The sequence below is a fragment of the Caulobacter sp. FWC26 genome, from assembly GCF_002742645.2.
Taxonomy (GTDB): Bacteria; Pseudomonadota; Alphaproteobacteria; order Caulobacterales; family Caulobacteraceae; genus Caulobacter.
Map to the genome: position 1 here is coordinate 4,095,031 of NZ_CP033875.1, position 18,440 is coordinate 4,113,470.

General features: G+C 66.3%; 17 protein-coding genes. 12 read left to right on the forward strand and 5 right to left on the reverse strand.

The window, feature by feature from the left end; genetic code table 11:
* Nucleotides 1-47: 47 nt before the first annotated feature.
* The 3 genes from pstA to CSW63_RS21130 all read right to left on the reverse strand — a co-directional run bounded on the left by pstA (nt 48) and on the right by CSW63_RS21130 (nt 4,333).
* Nucleotides 48-1,343 (reverse strand): phosphate ABC transporter permease PstA, encoded by a 1,296-nt coding sequence (pstA, locus tag CSW63_RS21120; protein ID WP_099503007.1) that lies wholly within the window; start codon nt 1,341-1,343, stop codon nt 48-50.
* Nucleotides 1,336-2,769: a phosphate ABC transporter permease subunit PstC gene (gene pstC / locus CSW63_RS21125; protein WP_062094728.1), complete on the reverse strand. Its 1,434-nt coding sequence runs from the start codon at nt 2,767-2,769 to the stop codon at nt 1,336-1,338. The genes pstA and pstC overlap by 8 nt, the downstream gene beginning before the upstream one ends.
* Before the next feature lie 151 nt (nt 2,770-2,920).
* On the reverse strand, nt 2,921-4,333 hold the full coding sequence (locus CSW63_RS21130; RefSeq protein ID WP_062094729.1) for a cell wall metabolism sensor histidine kinase WalK: 1,413 nt from the start codon (nt 4,331-4,333) through the stop codon (nt 2,921-2,923).
* Nucleotides 4,334-4,496: 163 nt separating this feature from the next.
* Here CSW63_RS21130 and CSW63_RS21135 point away from each other — a divergent pair, with 163 nt between their 5' ends.
* The 10 genes from CSW63_RS21135 (at nt 4,497) to CSW63_RS21180 (ending at nt 15,711) form a co-directional block, all read left to right on the forward strand.
* Nucleotides 4,497-7,754, forward strand: coding sequence for an autotransporter outer membrane beta-barrel domain-containing protein (locus CSW63_RS21135; RefSeq protein ID WP_082749395.1), 3,258 nt, complete (start codon nt 4,497-4,499; stop codon nt 7,752-7,754).
* 262 nt (nt 7,755-8,016) lie between these two features.
* Nucleotides 8,017-9,552, forward strand: coding sequence for an OprO/OprP family phosphate-selective porin (locus tag CSW63_RS21140; protein WP_062094733.1), 1,536 nt, complete (start codon nt 8,017-8,019; stop codon nt 9,550-9,552).
* Nucleotides 9,553-9,575: 23 nt separating this feature from the next.
* Nucleotides 9,576-10,625, forward strand: coding sequence for a sulfate ABC transporter substrate-binding protein (locus CSW63_RS21145; RefSeq protein WP_062094736.1), 1,050 nt, complete (start codon nt 9,576-9,578; stop codon nt 10,623-10,625).
* Nucleotides 10,626-10,818: 193 nt separating this feature from the next.
* Nucleotides 10,819-11,925 carry a histidine kinase dimerization/phosphoacceptor domain -containing protein gene (locus CSW63_RS21150; protein WP_062094815.1) on the forward strand — a complete coding sequence of 369 codons (1,107 nt, stop codon included), beginning with the start codon at nt 10,819-10,821 and terminating at the stop codon, nt 11,923-11,925.
* Nucleotides 11,926-11,944: 19 nt separating this feature from the next.
* The gene (locus tag CSW63_RS21155; RefSeq protein WP_062094738.1) at nt 11,945-12,412 is read left to right on the forward strand and encodes a response regulator; all 468 of its coding nucleotides are present in this window, start codon (nt 11,945-11,947) and stop codon (nt 12,410-12,412) included.
* A complete protein-coding gene (locus CSW63_RS21160) occupies nt 12,412-12,684 on the forward strand; it encodes a SemiSWEET family sugar transporter (protein ID WP_062094741.1) in 273 nt (90 codons plus the stop codon). Before CSW63_RS21155 ends, CSW63_RS21160 begins: the two co-directional genes overlap by 1 nt.
* A gap of 80 nt (nt 12,685-12,764) precedes the next feature.
* Nucleotides 12,765-13,679, forward strand: a complete 915-nt coding sequence (argB, locus tag CSW63_RS21165; RefSeq protein ID WP_062094742.1) for an acetylglutamate kinase — start codon at nt 12,765-12,767, stop codon at nt 13,677-13,679.
* On the forward strand, nt 13,676-14,341 hold the full coding sequence (locus tag CSW63_RS21170) for a pyrimidine 5'-nucleotidase (RefSeq protein ID WP_062094745.1): 666 nt from the start codon (nt 13,676-13,678) through the stop codon (nt 14,339-14,341). The genes argB and CSW63_RS21170 overlap by 4 nt, the downstream gene beginning before the upstream one ends.
* The gene (gene dapD, locus CSW63_RS21175) at nt 14,338-15,183 is read left to right on the forward strand and encodes a 2,3,4,5-tetrahydropyridine-2,6-dicarboxylate N-succinyltransferase (protein WP_062094747.1); all 846 of its coding nucleotides are present in this window, start codon (nt 14,338-14,340) and stop codon (nt 15,181-15,183) included. The genes CSW63_RS21170 and dapD overlap by 4 nt, the downstream gene beginning before the upstream one ends.
* A gap of 51 nt (nt 15,184-15,234) precedes the next feature.
* Nucleotides 15,235-15,711, forward strand: coding sequence for a DUF805 domain-containing protein (locus tag CSW63_RS21180; protein WP_062094750.1), 477 nt, complete (start codon nt 15,235-15,237; stop codon nt 15,709-15,711).
* Nucleotides 15,712-15,715: 4 nt separating this feature from the next.
* Here the strand turns inward: CSW63_RS21180 and CSW63_RS21185 are convergent, their stop codons facing one another.
* A complete protein-coding gene (locus tag CSW63_RS21185) occupies nt 15,716-16,066 on the reverse strand; it encodes a hypothetical protein (protein ID WP_062094752.1) in 351 nt (116 codons plus the stop codon).
* Nucleotides 16,067-16,148: 82 nt separating this feature from the next.
* Between CSW63_RS21185 and fmt the strand changes: the two genes are divergently transcribed.
* Complete coding sequence (gene fmt / locus CSW63_RS21190; protein WP_062094754.1) at nt 16,149-17,075, forward strand: methionyl-tRNA formyltransferase; 927 nt, start codon at nt 16,149-16,151, stop codon at nt 17,073-17,075.
* A complete protein-coding gene (gene truA / locus CSW63_RS21195; protein ID WP_062094756.1) occupies nt 17,075-17,818 on the forward strand; it encodes a tRNA pseudouridine(38-40) synthase TruA in 744 nt (247 codons plus the stop codon). The genes fmt and truA overlap by 1 nt, the downstream gene beginning before the upstream one ends.
* Here the strand turns inward: truA and CSW63_RS21200 are convergent.
* Nucleotides 17,815-18,405 (reverse strand): NAD(P)H-dependent oxidoreductase, encoded by a 591-nt coding sequence (locus CSW63_RS21200; protein ID WP_062094758.1) that lies wholly within the window; start codon nt 18,403-18,405, stop codon nt 17,815-17,817. The two genes, truA and CSW63_RS21200, sit on opposite strands and share 4 nt — an antisense overlap.
* Nucleotides 18,406-18,440 lie beyond the last annotated feature (35 nt).

Below are 18,440 nucleotides of genomic sequence, written 5' to 3' on the forward strand. Positions count from 1 at the left end.
GAGGAGGGGCGAAGCAAGGGGATTCAGGATCGAGGTCATGAGCGCTCCTACCAGCGGCGTTCGAAGCGGCGGCGCAGGATCACGGCGGCCGCGTTCATGACGATCATGAAGACGAGAAGAACGATGATGGCCGCAGCGGTGCGCTCATGGAAGGCGCGCTCGGAAGCGTTCTCCCAGATGAACACCTGTACGGGCAGCACGGTGGCCGCGCCGGTCAGGCCTTCCGGCACGCCAGGTACGAACGAAACCATGCCGATCATCAGCAGCGGCGCCGTTTCGCCAAGCGCATGCGCCAGCGACAGGATAGCGCCGGTCATCACGCCGGGCATGGCCAGCGGCAGAACGTGGTGGAAGACGGTCTGGGTCTTGGACGCGCCAACGCCCAGAGCAGCCTCGCGGATCGAAGGCGGCACCGCCTTCAGGGCCGAGCGCGTGGCAATGATCACCGTCGGCAACGCCATCAGCGCCAGGACCAGACCGCCCACCAGCGGCGAACCGCGCGGCACGTTCAGCCAGTTGATGAACAACGCCAAGCCCAGCAGGCCGTAGACGATCGAGGGCACGGCCGCGAGGTTGTTGATGTTGACCTCGATGATATCGGTCCAGCGGTTCTTCGGCGCGAACTCTTCCAGATAGACAGCGGCCAGGACACCCACAGGCACCGCAATCAGGGCGGTGATCAGCAGCATCATGGCCGAGCCGATCACCGCGCCGAGCACACCGGCCTGTTCGGGTTCGGTCGAGTCGGAGTGAGTGAAGAAGCCGAGATTGAAGCCCGACGTGATCGCGCCGTCCTTCTTGAGCCTATCCAGCCAGTCCAGTTGCTGATTGTCGAGCTTGCGATCGCCTTCGGCGGTCGAGCGCTTGATCTGCCCCTTGAAATAAAGATCGGCGTCGGCCTTCAGGGGGCCGGTGACCGTGACGGTTTGCCCGATCAGCTTTTGATCGGCCTTTAGCTTGTTCAGCAGCTGGAAGCCAAAATCGCGCGACACCAGATCCTGAACCTTGGACGAGATCGTGCCGTAGTCGTCATCCTGCAGGCCCAGCTTCTTCATCACCGCCTCGGCGACGATGTAGTCGTAGTTGACGCCAGACAGGTCCGACGTGTCGATCCGGTCGGGATTCAGATAGACCGGCACCGACAGGGTGTGGGTCTCGAAGGTCGAGTAGCCCTGGCTGACGATCCGACCGACCAGCACCACCAGGAAGATCATCGCGACGACGATCGCGGCGACCCCTTGGGCCTTGAACAGGCGTTCGGCGCGGTGGCGCTTCTTCAGACGGGCTTCGGCGGCCGAGGGGGCCTGGCGCGGGGCGGCCGCGCCGAGGGTCGCGTCAGTCATATTGTTCCCGGTACTTCTGGACGATGCGCAGGGCGATGATGTTCAGGCACAGCGTCACCACGAACAGGGTGAGGCCGAGACCGAACGCCGACAGAGTCTTGGGGCTGTCGAACTCCTGGTCGCCGGTGAGCAAGGTGACGATCTGCACGGTGACGGTGGTCACCGTATCGAGCGGATTAGCGGTCAGCTTGGCCTGCAGGCCCGCCGCCATGGTGACGATCATGGTCTCGCCGACGGCGCGGGAGATGGCCAGCAGCATCGCGGCCATGATGCCCGGCAGGGCGGCCGGCAGGACCACCTTCTTGACCGTCTCGGACTTGGTCGCGCCCATGGCGTAGCTGCCGTCGCGCAGGGACTGCGGCACCGCATTGATAATGTCGTCCGACAGCGAGGAGACGAACGGGATCAGCATGATGCCCATCACCACACCGGCGACGAGCGCCATCTGGTTCTGGACTTCCATCAGATAGGTGGCCACCGGACCGGGCGGCAGGGCCGCGCCGATGGCGTTGAAGCCGGCTCGGAACAGCGGTCCCACGGTCAGGGCGGCGAAGAAGCCGTAGACGACGGTCGGCACGCCGGCCAACACCTCGAGCAGGGGCTTCACCACGCCGCGCACCGGGCGGCTTGCGTATTCCGAAAGATAGATCGCCGAATAGAGACCGACGGGCGCGGCCACCAGCATCGCGATCAGCATGATCAGGAAGGTGCCGGCGAACAGCGGCACCGCCCCGAAGGCGCCCGACGAGGCGACCTGATCGGCGCGCATGGCGATCTGCGGGCTCCACTCGGTCCCGAAAAGGAACGACAGCGGGCTTACGCTCTGGAAGAAGCGCCAGCTTTCCCAGACCAGCGACAGAACGATGCCCAGCGTGGTCAGAACCGCCGCGACCGAGCAGGCGATCAGCAGGCTGCTCGTCCAGCCTTCGACGCGATTGCGGGCGCGGAATTCGGGATTGATGCGCGGGAAGGCCAGGAGGAAGCCCGCGAGGGCGAGAACACCCGCGCCGGCCAGCATGCCGGTGTTGACGACGGCCTCGATGCGCTTGGCCTCGGCGACCTTGGCGTCGAGGGCGACCTTCAGCTTACCCTCATAGGCGACTTCGGAGGGCGACTGCGCGGCCGCGATCGCGCGGACATCGCTGTAGAACACCGCCTGACGGTCCGGCTCCAGCGCCTGGACGGCCGCCGGACGAGTCGACTGCAGGATCGCGTCCTCGACACGCCCTCCGGCCATGACGCCCAGCAAAAGCAGCAAGGCGGCGGGAACGCCGGCCCAAAGCGCGACATAGGTCCCGTAGTAGTTCGGCAAGGAATGGAGCACGCGGGGGTGGCCCGCGGCGGCGGTCGTGGCGCGCCGGCGGCCAGCCATGAAGGCTGCGCCGGAAAACAGCGCCAGGACGAGAAGCGAAAGCCAGGTCAGCATGCGTGAGGCTAATCTTGCGCGAGTTGTCGAGCGCCACGCAGGATCGCGGGCCCTCCCCCCGGGCGTCTATGCCGGCCGGGCGCTGTGCTTATGCGACAGTTGTATGACAGTTTGACGACAGCGACGGACGATAAGCCCGTCTTCAGCGGCGTCAGGCCTCGGTCGCCGCCGTCTTGAGGCTCGCCGCCCCCTCGGCCTTCGCCATGGGAAGGTAGACTCCGAAGGTCGCACCTTTCCCCTGCACGCTCTCGACGGTCAGACCGCCGCGATGCCGGTTCATGATGTGTTTGACGATGGCCAGACCAAGGCCCGTACCTGACCGATCGCCGCTCTTCTGTCCCTCGACACGATAAAATCGCTCGGTCAGGCGGGGCAGGTGTTCGCGCGCCAGACCCGGTCCCCGATCGGTAACGCGCAGCACCGCGTAGCGCTCGGCCGGGTCGTGATCGGGCGTCAGAAGCGACATGCGCGAGGCGGCGGGATCACGGGCGGCGGCGGCGGCCTCGGCCGCAAGCCCTGGAAACACCTCGACCCGCACCACGCCATCCTGCGGCGTATACTTGATTGCGTTGTCGACGAGGTTCTGGACCACCTGAATAATCTGGTCCCGGTCTCCGTCGACGACCGCGCCACCGCGGGGCGGCAGAACCGGATCGAACGTCACGCCCTTGTCGCGAGCCTGCGGCGCCAGGGCGTCGATGACATCAATCGCGGCCATGGACAGGTCCACGCGCCCCGCCGGCGCGATGTGTTCGTTCAACTCGATGCGCGACAGGCTCATCAGGTCGTCGATCAGACGCGACATCCGCTCGGCCTGAGCCAGCATGATGGCCAGGAACTTGTCGCGCGCGCCCGGGTCGTCCTTGGCGTGACCGCGCAAGGTTTCGATGAACCCCGACAACGAGGCTAGCGGGGTGCGAAGCTCATGGCTGGCGTTGGCCAGAAAGTCGGCGCGCGTGCGCTCGCTTCGTCGAGCGTCGGTCTCGTCGCGCAGGGCCAGCAGCGCCAGCTTGGAGCGCCCCGCCGTCTCCTTCAGGGGGCGCGCGTAGGCCAGCCATGAGCGCCCCTGGGCGCCGCCCGTCTCGAACTCCACAACGCCCTCGATCGCACCGAACAGGGCCTCATCCACGGCCTCCAGGACGCGGGGGTGGCGCACGGCGGTGACCAGCAGCGCGCCTTGGTGTTGAATCTTGAACAGCTCACGGGCGGCCGCGTTGGCGAACAGGAAGCGCCGCCCCGTGAGATCGTCGGCTTCCTCGGCCGCGATCACCATCAACGGATCGGGCAACCGGTCCAATATGGCGGCGAAAGGCGGCGTCGGCTCGCTCTTGGCGTCCGGCGCGGCGACAACCATCGCCGCGTGTCCGGAAGCCTCCGTTTCGCGGCGGCGGTTCAGGAAAAGGCTCAGGCCGGCCACCGCCAGCGCGGCGAACACGGCGGGGACGGGCTCAGCCAGACCGGTGACCGCAAGGCCCAGCAGGGCCGCCGGTCCAAGCCATAGCGACCAACGGCCGCTTGTGCGCGATCGCTGGGGGCCATCCAGGGGCAGGTTCGCCAGCGGCATGGTGGGGCTTCACCGATTCAAGTGAGAGGCGATTCGACGAACCAGATATGGCGCCCCGCCAAGCCATGCGATAGACGATTGACGCCCTAGTGCGTGTCGCGAGCGGAACTCACCGCATTTTCGCCGCATCGTGACCCGAATTAGTGGCCCGGTTTCTATCGAGGTGTCGTTCGTAATGCAGCGCAAGGTCCTGGTCGCGACGGTCGCGGCCGCTCCTCTCCTGGCCATTGGTCTCGCCGCCTCGGCTCAGACGACGGTCTCCACCGCGCGCACGACGCCGATCACGACGAGCACGGCGACGGGCTCGACCGCCGACGACATCAGAATCACCGCGGAAGGTTCGATCAAGCCGACGACGGCCGGACCGATCGTCACGATCGACAGCAACAACAAGGTGACGAACCTCGGTACGCTCTCGACCAACGGCGTCAATGACGGTGTCGGCGTGCTGATCATCGGCGGCAAAACCGGTGGGTTGACCAATTCGGCGACGATTTCGTTGCTGGAAGACTACACCGCGAGCGACAGCGACTCGGACGGCGACCTCGACGGCGTGTTCGCCCAGGGCTCAAATCGCGTTGGGGTCCGTCTGACCAACGCCGGCGCCTTCACCGGCGACATTACCAATGACGCCACCGGCATCATCAGCATCGAAGGCAACAATTCGGCCGGCATGCTGCTGGAAGGCCCCATCGTCGGCAACGTCACGAACCTAGGCGCAATCAGCGTCATCGGCGACAACGCCTACGGCGTGCGGCTCGCCGCGCCGGTGACCGGCAAGGTGACGCTGGGCGGCCAGATCAACGTGCAAGGCGTCAACGCCGTCGCGCAGGCGATCGACTCAAACATCTCCGGCGCGCTGGTTCTTCAAGGCACCGCCACCGCGACCGGCTACCGTTACACGTCGCGACCGACGACGCTCGACGCGTTGAACAAGCTGGACGCCGATGACCTGCTGCAAGGCGGACCGGCGGTTCGCGTAGCCGGCGACGTCAGCGGCGGTGTGCTGCTGCAAGGGTTGAACTTCTCGACCAAGGTCAACAGCGACGGCACGACGACGACCACAACGGTCTCGTCCAGCAACAGTGGTACATCGAGCATCACGGTCTCCGGCCAGACCCCGGCGCTGCTGATCGGCTCGACCAGCCAGAATGTGACTCTGGGCGCGGTCGGGACCGGCGACAACGCTTATGGCCTGATCGCCAAGGGCGCGATCACGGCGAATGGCGTCTATAACGGCGTGTCGGCTACGGGCGTCTCGATTGGCGCTGGCGGCGGCCGCACCACCACCCTGACTGGCGGCCTGCGAAACGACGGGCAGATCACCGCGACCTCGTATGAGGCCAACGCTACCGGCGTCCTGCTCAATTCGGGAGCGGCGGCCAGCGCGATCCTCAATCGCGGTTCGATCACCGCCAACTCCGCCTCGTTCGCTGGGTCTGGCGTCACGGCCAACGCCCGCGGGATCGTGATCGGCGCCGGCGCTTCCGCGACCAGCCTCAACAACATCGGCAGCATCACGGCTACACGCACCGGCGAGACCGGCGATGCGGTCGCCGTGCTCGATCAGGCCGGGTCGCTGCGAACCATCTCGAACACGGGCGCTCTGCGCGCCACCGTCTCGGCGCCCGCCATCAAGGCGGACGGCACGGCGGCGACCGTGACCAGCGCCGGACGAACTATCGCCCTGGACCTGCGCGCCAATACGTCCGGCGTGACGTTCACCCAGTCAGGCCCCGCCGACTTCACCTCGACCAGCACCTACCCGAGCGCCGACACCACCACGAGCGCCACCTCCAGCTCGACCACCACCGCGCCTTCGACGGTGGGCGACGTGCTGTTTGGCGGCGGCGCGGACACCCTGAACCTGTGGAGCGGCACGCTGCTGGGTGAGATGTCGTTCGGGGCCGGCCAGGATCGCCTGTCGATTGACGGCGGCGGCGTGGCGCTGGGCAAGCTCTATGACAGCGACGGCAAGCTGGATCTGGCCATCGCCAACGGCAGCCTCGCGATCGCCAACAGCGACACCATTAACGTCACCAGCCTGAGCCTTGGCTCCAAGGCCAAGCTGCTCTTCTCCGCCGACGCCGCAGCAGGAACAAACACCAAGCTCGTGGTTTCCGGCGCCACGAACATCGCCACGGGCGCCGAGCTGGGCATCCGGATGGCCAACCTCGTCAAGCAGCCGACGACGTTCACCGTCATCCAGGGCTCGAACATCAATGTCGGGACCATCGGCTCGGGCCTGCTGGCGCAATCGCCCTATCTCTACGTCGCCACCAGCCGCGCCGACGCCAACAACGTCTATATCGACGTGCGCCGCCGCACCGCCGCCGAGATCGGGTTCAACCAGGCGGAAGCCTCTGCCTACGACGCGGTCTATGCGGCGCTCGGCGCGGACTCCACGCTCGCCGCGCCGTTCCTCAGCCAGAACTCGCGCGACGCCTTCCGCGATCTCTACGATCAGATGCTGCCCGACCAGGGCGAGGGCCTGTTCGCAGCCCTGCAGTCGGTGAATCAGCAGATTTCGGCCGCGACCATGTTCCGTCCGGATCCGGGTGACCGTTACGGACCCGACAGCGTCTGGGTGCAGGAGATCAACTCGCTGACACGCCGCGACACCGACCAGACCCTCGGCTCGGACACCCAGGCCTTCGGCTTTGTGGGCGGCTATGAAGCCATGGGCGACGCCGGCGGGGCGCTGGGCCTCACCCTGGCCTATATGAGCATCGAGGAACACGACACCGTCGCCAAGGTCGGCGAGCAGACGACCGCCTCGTTCGTTCAGAGCGGAGCCTACTGGCGGCGTTCCATCGGCGGCTGGCGCTTCAACGCCGGGGGCGGCGTGGGTTACGCCTTCTTCCAGGGAGATCGCCGCTTCATCGCGCCCGACGCCGACGGCAACGGCGTCGCCGACCTCGTGTTGAAGAACAGCGCCGATTGGAATGGCGTGACCGCCAACGCCTATGCCGGCATGGCCTACGAGCAGAAGTTCGGTCGCTTCTTCGCCCGTCCGGAAGGTCGTCTCGATTATGTCTGGCTGCGCGAAGGCAAGCGCGCCGAGAGCGGCGGCGGCGCAGGCTTTGACCTCACGGTCGACAAGCGCACGTCCAGCAACCTCAGCGGCGAACTCGGCGTCGTGATGGGCGCCGACTTCGGCAAGCAAGTCTGGTGGCGCCCCGAAGTTCGCGTCGGTTACCGTCAGACCCTGGCCGGCTCGGTCGGCGACACGGTGGCGCGCTTCAAGGGCGGCAACCCGTTCTCGCTGTCCGCCCTGGACAGCAAGGACGGCGCGGTGACAGCGGGCCTCGCGCTTCGGGCGGGCACCCCGATGTCGTATCTGGCGCTGGAAGGCGGCGTCGAAGCCACCAAAAAGCAGAAACGCTACAACCTGCGCCTTTCAGGTCGAGCGATGTTCTAAGGCGCGTCAAATCGCCTCATCATCCTTTATTCGCAGAAAAGGCCGCTTCGGGAGACCGAGGCGGCCTTTTCCACAAACGGATTTTTAATCGCTTCAACTGATTGATTACATGGAAGATTCGCGGAGCTTTTTCGCGACACTTCGTCGCGCCTCAAGAAAATCTAGGGGCCGGCTCCCTTAATCTCTATTCCCGAGCTAGGAATGATCGTCTTCCTAGACCTCGGCAGGTCGGCTCGCGCTGCGCGCCGAGAGGGGACTAACCATGACCGTTGCCAAGACCGCCTTCCGCGCCGCGCTGATCGCCGGCGCCTCCCTGCTCGTCACCGCCGGCGCCGCCTCAGCGCAGACCTCGCCCGACGACGCCACCGCCCGCATCGCCGCGCTGGAAGCCCAGCTCGCAGCCTTGCAGAAGCAAGTTTCCGATCTCAAGGCCGCCACCGCCGCGAGCCCCAAGGATGCCAAGCCAAGCCCGAACACGACCAGCGTGAGCCTAGCGAACGGCCGCCCCACCTTCTCCACCGGCGATGGGGCGTTTTCGGCGTCGCTTCGCGGCTTCTTCCAGGCCGACGCCGCGCTCTATGACCAGAGCGCCGCTGGCCCCCTCGCGACGGATTTCCGACGCGGCTCCTTCGGCGACGCCACCGAGAACGACCGCGCGCGCGATCTCTCTGATGGCGTCAACGTCCGTCGGGCGCGCTTCGGCATCGAAGGTAAGGTCTTCGGCGTCTTCGACTATAACATGGTCTATGATTTTGGCGGGTCGGGAACCGAAGAGGCTGGGAAGATCTCGTCGGCCTGGCTGCAGTACAACGGGCTGCCGATGCGGGTCCGCGCGGGCTTCTACCCGCACCCCACCAGCCTGGAAGACGCCGCCAGCTTCACCGGATCGCTGTTCGTAGAGCGCGCTTCTGTCGCCGAAACGATCCGGGGCCTCTCCGGCGGCGATGGCCGTGCGACCCTTGGGGTGTTTAACAACGGCGAACGCTGGACCTTCTCCGCCGCCGTCACCGGCAACACCGTGACGACCCAGACCTTCGACGAACAGCTGGGCTTCATCGGCCGCTTCTCGGTCGTTCCGTTCAAGGGCGACGGGTGGCTGGTCCATACGGGGGTCAACACCAACCTCGTCATCCATCCGGCCAAGGGCGGTCCTGACGTCGCGGCCACGGGCGGCGCTGTCACCAACCTGCGGCTCCGCGATCGCCCCGAACTCCGGGTCGACGGCACGCGACTGATCGACACTGGCAACATCGACGCCGACAGCCTGACCGCGATCGGGCTGGAGTTCGGCGTACTGCGCAAGAACGTCTTCGTGCAGGCCGAGTATTTCGACATCAAGGTCAAGCGCCGCAACAGCACCCTGCCAGACCCCAAGTTCAACGGCTGGTATGTGCAGGCCGGCTGGACGCTGACGGGCGAGTCCCGCCGCTACACCACCGCGACCGCAGGCTTCGACGCGCCGCGTCCGGCCAAGCCCTTTGACCTGAAGAAAGGCGACTGGGGCGCGATCGAACTGGCCGCGCGCTATTCCAACTTCGACCTGGACTACCTCGCCGGGCCGGCCGGCTCCGCGCCGGTCGCCGGGGCGATCCGCGGCGGTGAGCAGAACATCCTATCCCTGGGCGTGAACTGGTATCTCAACCCAGTCGTTTCGCTCTCCGCAGCGTACCGCAATGTCGAGGTCAAGCGCCTCTCGCCCGGCGGCTCGGCCTTCGTGGCCGGCGCCACCCCGCCGGCGGGCGCGCAGGTCGGCCAGGACCTCGACATTTGGTCGGTCCGAACACAATACGTTTTCTAACCTCCACAGCACCGAGGACACCGATGACCCGTCGTTTCACGAAACCCACGCGTCGAGGTGTCCTCGGCGCCGCCACAGCTGGCGCCGGCGTCCTCGCCGCGCCGGCCATGCTCGGCGGCGTCGCTCAGGCTCAGGGCAAAACGGTCTCGCTGCTCAATGTCAGCTACGACCCGACCCGAGAGCTCTACAAGGAGATCAACGCCGCCTACGTCACCTATTGGAAGACGCGTGTCGGACAGACGCTGACGATCAATCAGAGCCACGGGGGCTCGGGCAAGCAGGCGCGCTCGGTGATCGACGGCCTGCAGGCCGACGTCGTGACCCTGGCCCTGGCCTATGACATTGACGAGATCGCGGCCAAGGCCAAGCTCCTGCCGGCCAACTGGCAATCGCGCCTGCCGAACAACTCCACGCCCTACAGTTCAACGATCGTGTTCCTGGTTCGAAAGGGTAATCCCAAGCGGATCAAGGACTGGGGCGATCTGATCAAGCCGGGCGTAGCGGTGATCACCCCCAACCCCAAGACCGGCGGCGGCGCGCGCTGGAACTATCTGGCGGGCTGGGCCTGGGCCTTGAAGCAACCGGGCGGAAGTCCCGCCAAGGCCGAGGCCTTCGTCAAGGCTCTCTTCCAGAATGTGCCTATCCTGGACTCCGGCGCGCGCGGCGCAACCACCACCTTCACCCAGCGTGGCATCGGCGATGTCCTCCTAACGTGGGAAAATGAGGCGTTCCTCGCGCAAGAGGAACTGCCGGGCCAGTACGAGATTGTCTATCCGTCGCTATCGATCCTGGCCGAACCGCCGGTGGCGCTGGTTGACAAGAATGTCGACCGCCACAAGACCCGCCTGGTCGCGCAAGGCTACCTCAATTTCCTCTACAGCCCGCTGGCCCAAGACCTGATCGGCAAGCACCACTACCGCCCCCGCAACGCAGCGGCCGTCGCCAAGTATGCAAGCAAATTCAAGAAGATCCCGCTGGTGACGATCGACGGTGCGTTCGGCGGCTGGAAGAAGGCCCAGGCCATCCACTTCAGTGACGGCGGCGTCTTCGACCGCATCTATCAACCGAAGTGACCTGAGCTCTTTGGGGGGGCGGCCGTTCCGGGAAGTCCGGTCGCTCCCTAACCAGCGTGGCCCGACGCAGGAGGGCGCATCTCCGGCCTGCTGGCGGGAGCCCGTGGCCCCCTTCGCGCCTTGACATAACCACTGTTGGGAACCCGACACGATCGGGTACGTTGAGCGTCCACGGGGAGGTGGGAGCTTGGCCTTGGAAGACTATTCGGAATTTCACCGGCTCGGCCAGGAACTCGCCTCCGGCCACGGTGTCGGAGACCCGTTCGCCGCCGCGATCAAGGCGACGCGCATGGCCATGATCGTCACCGACGCCACCCGAGACGACAATCCGATCATCTTCGCCAACGACGCTTTCCTGCGCCTCACCGGATACTCCCGAGAGGAAGTGATCGGCCGTAACTGTCGCTTCCTTCAGGGTCCGGAGACGGATCGCGAGGCCGCTAGCGCCATCCGCGACGCCGTAGCGGCGGGCCAGGACATCGCGATGGACCTGTTGAACTATCGCAAGGACGGCTCGCCGTTCTGGAATGCGCTCTATCTGTCTCCTGTACGTAACGACGTCGGCAAGATCGTCTATTTCTTCGGATCGCAACTCGACGTCAGCGACAAGAAGGCCATCGAGTTTCGCGCGCGCGACCATAGCGATGGTCTTCAGCAGGTGGTCGAAGACCGGACGCGGGAACTGACCCAGGCGCTTGAACAAAAGACGGCGCTGCTTCACGAGGTCGACCACCGCGTGAAGAACAACCTTCAGCTGATCTCTAGCCTCCTGCTGCTGCAGAACCGCCGCGTGCCCGATCCTGCAGTGAAGGCGTCGCTGAAGGGCATGCTCGGCCGCGTGAACGCGATCGCGACCGTGCATCGACGCCTGTTTCAGAGCGAGGACGTCGAACGCTTCGACGTCTCGGCGTTCATCCGCGACATGGTCGCAGACCTGATGGGTTCGGCCATGCGCGACGACATTCGCGTGGAGCTTGACCTCGAGCGCGTGGAAATCCCGGCCGCCAAGGCCGCGCCGTTCGCCCTGGTCGTCAACGAACTGCTGACCAACGCGTTGCGGCACGGCTTTCCAGAGGGGCGTGGCGGTCGCATCTTCGTCGGCGTTTCGCGCCTGAACGGCGACTTCCGGATCGAAATCACCGACGACGGCGTTGGTCTGTACAAGGAAACGAGCACGTCCGGCTTCGGTCTCACCATCGTCCAGCTGCTTTGCCAGCAGCTGAAGGCGAAATGTGAAACGACCGACGCGGAACCGGGAACCCGGGTGGTCGTTCTGTTGCCCGTCAATGGGGCGCACTAGGTAAGGACGCGTTTTGGTAATGAGCCGGCCGGCGCTCGATGTTCTGATTGTCGAGGACGAGATGCTTCTCGCGATCGAACTCGAACATCTGATCGAGGAAGCCGGTTGTCATCCTCTCGGCTGCGCTATGAGCTCGCAAGAGGCCGTGGCGCTCGCGGAGCAGCTGAAACCGGATCTGGCGCTCGTCGACGTTCATCTCAGCGACGGTCCCACCGGCGTCGATGTCGCCCGCAAGATCGCCGACGACTGCGGCGGCGTGGCGCTGTTCATGACCGCCAACGTCAAACGTCTGCCCGACGATTTCGCCGGCGCCTGCGGCGTGATCGGCAAGCCCTATTCGGAGCACGGCGTGAAGACCGCCCTCGCCTATCTGGCCGTCTGCCTGACCCAGGGGCGCGCGCCGGGTCCGATTCCTGTAGGCCTCACCCTGGCCCCGGCCTACGCGCAGCGCTGGGGCGCCGAAGACCCGCTGGCGAAGTCGGCTTGATGGACGGGCCGCCCATCGCCGTCTTGGTCGGAACGCTGGCGGCTTTACTGTCGATCGGCAGCTTCGCGCCCCAGATCGTCAAGACTTGGCGAGAGCGCGATGCTTCGGCGGTCTCGCTCCGCATGTACTTGGTCACAGTCACCGGGTTTGCGTGCTGGTTGGCCTATGGCGTGATGATCCAGGCCTGGCCGGTGATCGCCTCCAATCTCGCGTGCCTCCTGATGTCCGGCGCCATGCTGGCGCTCAAGCTGCGCTTCAGTCGCTCGGACTAGCGCAGGGCTCGTTTTTGGTGACAGGGGGGGCCGGGTCCGCTATCGAGGCCCGCCTAATTTTCCCTTCGAGGACAGCCGCCTTGAACGACGTCGCCGAGGAAGCCGGCTGGGCCACCGCCAAGACCCTGGCCGAAGCCCTGCCCTTTATCCAGATCTACGACCGCGAGACGGTTGTGATCAAATACGGCGGCCACGCCATGGGCCAGGAAGAGGTCGCCAAGGTCTTCGCCGCCGACGCCGTACTGCTGAAGCTTCTGGGCGTCCACCCCGTGGTCGTCCACGGCGGCGGCCCGCAGATCAGCCGGATGCTCGACAAGGCCGGCGTCAAGTCGACCTTCGTGGACGGCCTGCGCGTCACCGACGAGGCGACGATGGAAGTCGCCGAGATGGTCCTCTCAGGGGCCATCAACAAGGAAATCGCCAACTGGATCACGCTGGCCGGCGCCGAAGCCGACGTGCGCGGCGTAGGCCTCTCGGGCAAGGACGCTCGCCTGATCACCGCCGAGAAGGTGACCCGGACCAAGAAGGATCCCGACAGCAATATCGAACAAGCGGTGGACCTGGGCTTTGTGGGCGAACCCACCAAGGTCGACCCGCAGCTGATCGAAGCCCTGCTGACGTCCGAGCACGACTATATTCCGGTCGTCGCCCCGATTGGGGTCTCGGCCGACGGCGACACCTTCAACATCAACGCCGACACCGTGGCCGGCGCCCTGGCCGGCGCGCTGAAGGCCAAGCGCATGCTGATGCTGACCGACATCAAGGGGGTCCTGGACGGAAACGGCGAGTTGATCCGCGAAATGACGATCGAACAGGCGCGCGAGCTGATCGCCACGGGCGTGGCCACCGGCGGCATGATCCCGAAGCTGGAGAACGCCATCCACGCGATCGAGTCCGGTGTCGAGGCTGTTGTCATCCTGGACGGCCGCCGCCCGCACGCCATGCTGGTCGAGCTGTTCAGCGAGCACGGCGCGGGTACGCTCATCAAGCGATGAGCGCCGACCTCTCCCACATCGACACCTGGCTGTTCGACCTCGACAACACGCTCTACCCGCTCGAAACCCGGTTCATGAGCCTCATCGAGGCCAAGATGACGGATTTTGTGGCACGGGAGACCGGTCTCCCGCGCGACGAGGCGCGCGCGCTGCAACATGGCTATTTCCAGGAGCACGGCACCACCCTGGCCGGACTGATGGCCAACCACGGCATCGAGCCCCGGCGCTTCCTCGACGAGGTGCACGACGTCTCCCTGGACTGCCTGACGCCCAATCCCGACCTGCGCCTGGCGATCGCGGCCCTTCCCGGGCGGCGCCTGATCTTCACCAACGGATCGGTCGGCCACGCCGAGCGGGTGCTGGCGCACATCGGTCTGCGGGACCTGTTCTCAGAGATCTTCGCTATCGAGACAGCGGACTATGTGCCCAAGCCCGCCCTGGCGACTTTCGATCGGATCTGCAAGCTGCATGACATCGATCCGCCGATGACGGCCTTCTTCGAGGATAGCGAAAAGAACCTCGTGCCGGCCTCGCGCATGGGCATGACCACTGTGCTGGTCGGCCCGCACGCGGCCGCCTCGACCTCCGAACACGTTCATTTCCGCACCAATGATCTCGCCGAGTTCCTGAACTCGGCGCGCCTGCAAGGAAGCCCCGCATGACCGCCGTGAGCCTCGCCGATCTCCAGACTGAAATCGAAGCCGCCTGGGAAGCCCGCGCCGACGTTTCCGCCGCGACCACTGGTCCCGTCCGCACGGCCGTCGAAGAGGCTCTGCGCCTGCTCGACAGCGGCGAGGCCCGCGTCGCCGAGAAGATCGACGGCGAGTGGTTCACCCACCAGTGGCTAAAAAAGGCCGTGCTGCTGTCGTTCCGCCTGAACCCCAACGCCGTGATGCGCTCGGGCGCCTTGGGCGGCGGCGTGGGCCCGTGGTGGGACAAGGTGGCGAACAAGTTCGACGGCTGGGACGCGCCGCAGTTCGAAGCCGGCGGCTTCCGCGCCGTGCCGGGCGCGATCGTCCGTCGCGGCGCCCACATCGGCAAGAACGTCATCCTGATGCCCTCGTTCGTGAACATCGGCGGCTATGTCGACGAGGGCACGATGGTCGACACCTGGGTGACGGTCGGCTCGTGCGCCCAGATCGGCAAGAACGTTCACCTGTCCGGCGGCGTCGGCATTGGCGGGGTGTTGGAGCCGCTGCAGGCCAATCCGACCATCATTGAAGACAACTGCTTCATCGGCGCTCGCTCGGAAGTCGTCGAGGGCGTGGTCGTCGGCGAAGGCTCGGTCCTGTCGATGGGCGTTTTCATCAGCGCCTCGACCAAGATCGTCGACCGCAAGACCGGCGCCGTCCACATCGGCAAGGTGCCGCCGTACAGCGTGGTCGTGCCGGGCAACCTGCCCGACCCCAACGGCGGCCCAGGCCTGTACTGCGCCGTGATCGTGAAGACGGTGGACGCGCAGACGCGGTCGAAGACCTCGATCAACGACCTGCTGCGGGACTAGTCGAGTAAGCTGGACCACCCTAAGGTTGTCTCTTCGGCCGAGGAGACGATCTTGGACTACGCGAAGCTGCTGTTCGGCTTTGAAGGTCGCGCGACGCGCCTGACCTATTGGCGCATCCAGGTGATGCTCACGGCCGTTGGAGCCACGCTGTTCATCTTAGCGGCCTTCGGAACGATCGTGGGCGGCTGGCTAGGCGCCGTGCCGCTAGCCTTCATCCCACCCCTCCTGCTCACCGGCTTCTCGATCACGGTGCGCCGTCTGCATGACCGGGGGAAGGGCGTCCTCTGGGCGCTCTTCTTCCTTGTCGGTCCGTGGGTGCTTTTCGCCCCCGCTGGCACGCTGAGGGACGGCGCCAGCACGGGGGCGATCCTCGGCGCTTCGCTTCTGGCGCTGAGCGGCTTTGCGCTGGGCGCGTGGGGCTGGATCGAAATCGGCTTCGTGCGCGGAGCTCAAGGCGCTAACCGCTACGGGCCGCCGCCCTCTGAATTGCGGCCAGGGGACTTCTTCAAGGCTGAAGCTAGGACCTGACGCCCTACTTCGTCGCCTCGTTCAGTTGTTTCTTGCTCTCGGCCGCGCCTTCCTTGGCGTCCTGCTTGAACTCCTTGCCGGCTTCCTTGAGTTCCTGGCCGGCCTCGCCGACGGCCTCCTTCAGTTCCGCGCCCGTTTCCTTGGCGCTTTCCTTGATCGCGGTCCCCGCTTCCTTGACGTCAGGGTCATTGGCGATCTCGTGGGCCGCGTCCTTGACGTCGGCGGCGGCGGCCTTCGCGCCCTCCTTGACCTCCTGAGCATGCTGGTCAGAGCAGGCCGCCATGGACAAGGCGGCGCCGACGGCGGCGATCACAAGCAGTTTCGAGCGCATGGTCGAGTTCCCGGCTGGGTTCATGGGTCGGCTAGATAACGAAAGGCCACGGCGCAGGTTCCGGCCAGGCTTTGCGTCCCAGCGCCGGGACCGCTAAACCCCCGCCATGCGCATCGCCTTTCTCGGCACTCCCGATTTCGCCGTCACCTGCCTCGCCGAACTCGTCGCCTCGGGGCACGAGATCGCCTGCGTCTATTCCCAGCCCCCCGCGCCACGCGGACGCGGCCAAGAGCTGAAGCCCTCACCGGTCCACGCCTTCGCCGAGGGTCTGGGCCTACCGGTTCGTACGCCAGTCTCGATGAAGACCCCGGAGGAGATCGAGGCCTTCAAGGCCCTGGATCTCGACGCCGCGGTCGTGGTCGCCTTCGGCCAAATCCTGGTGAAGGACGTCCTGGAGGCGCCGCGCCACGGCTGCTTCAACCTGCACGCCAGCCTGCTGCCGCGTTGGCGGGGCGCCGCGCCGATCCAGCGGGCGATCATGGCCGGCGATGCGGTGACCGGCGTTCAGGTCATGCGGATGAGCGAGGGCCTCGACGAGGGCCCGATCCTGATGTCCGAGCAGGTGGCCATCGCCGACGATGACACGGCCGCCAGCCTGCACGACAAGTTGGCCGCCGTTGGCGCCCGCCTGCTGCCGGTCGCCCTTGCAGCGATCGAGCGCGAGGTCGTTCACGAAACTCCGCAGGCGAAGGACGGCGTCACCTACGCCAAGAAGATCAAGTCGGCCGAAGCCCGTATCGACTGGACCCGCCCAGCCGTCGAGGTCGATCGCCACATCCGCGGTCTCTCACCCTTCCCCGGCGCCTGGTTCGAGGCGCCGTCGGAGAAAGGTCCCGTCCGCGTGAAGGCCTTGCTGTCGCGTGTCGAGGCCGCCTCGGGCGCCGCTGGAACCGTGCTGGACGACAGCCTGCTGATCGCCTGCGGAGACGGCTCCATCCGCCTGCTGAAGGCCCAGCGCGAGGGCAAGGGCGTGCAGGACGCTCAGGCCTTCACGCGTGGCTTCCCGCTCCCGATGGGAACGGTCCTGGCCTGATGCCCCGCTACCGCCTCCTCGTCGAGTATGACGGCCGCCCCTATGCCGGGTTCCAGGCCCAGGCGACCTTGCCCAGTGTGCAAGGCGCGATCGAGGCGGCGGTGAAGGCCTTCTGCGGGCAGGACGTGCGTATCGCCGCCGCCGGCCGCACCGACACAGGCGTCCACGCCACCGGCCAGGTCGTCCATGTCGATCTCGAAAAGGACTGGCCGGCCCAGACGGTGTTCAACGCCCTCAACGCCCACCTGACCCGCGAGGCGGTCTCGATCCTCTCGGCCGAGGTGGCGGAGGGGGACTGGCACGCCCGCTTCTCGGCCAATGAGCGGCGCTACCTCTATCGGATCCTCAACCGTCGCGCCCCGCCGGCCCTGGACAAGGGCCGGGTCTGGCACATGAAGAAGGAGCTCGACCACGAGGCCATGCACGCGGCGGCCCAGCATCTGATCGGCCTGCACGACTTCACCACCTTCCGCGACATGCACTGCCAGGCGAAGAGCCCAGTGAAGACTCTGGACGTCGCCCGCGTGCGCCGGGTCGGCGAGGAGATTCACCTCGACTTCGAGGCACGGTCCTTCCTGCACCGCCAGGTCCGCTCGATGACCGGCACCCTGGTCGAGGTCGGCGCGGGACGTTGGACGGTGGACGATGTGAAGGCGGCGCTGGAGGCCAGGGACCGCCGGGAATGCGGACCCGTCGCGCCGGCCGATGGGCTGTATCTGGTCGGCGTCGGGTACGGCGACTAACTCGCGGCGGCGCCCAGCTTCCTCATCCGCTCCAACCACCGGGTCCGGCCGCCGGCGCCGATGGCCTCGACGCCGCCGACGATCGACGCGCGGGCCGGCTTGACGCCCGCGAGCATGAAGACGCCCTGCGTCACCGCCTTGAGGCCGTGCGACCCGAAGACGATCCGGAAGATCGCCCCGGGCATGCCCATGGTCAGCACCATGCGCGCCGTGCGACCCGAGAGCTTCGAGTTCCAGCCCTTGGGACCGACCTCAAATCCGAACCCGCCCCGAAACACCTGCTCCAGCGCGGCCTTGAGCTTGGCCGGCACCCCGCCCAGCCAGAGGGGGAAGACCAGCACCAGATGGTCCGCCCAAAGGATGTCCGCGCGAAGATCTCGGATCAGGCGGGGAATGTCGTCCACTTGGAAAGCCGCCTGGCTTTCCAGCAAGGGTACGTCCATCGGGCCGATGTCGGCGCGACGCACCTCATGCCCCGCCTCCGCCGCCCCATTTGCATAGGCCTCGGCGAGCGCCCGGCAAAAGCGTTCAGGGGCGGGGTCGGGATGGCCGACCAGAAGCAGAATCCGATGGCGTGTCGCGGTCATGGGTCACAGCTTGACCTGGGGCCGCCGTCCGCACC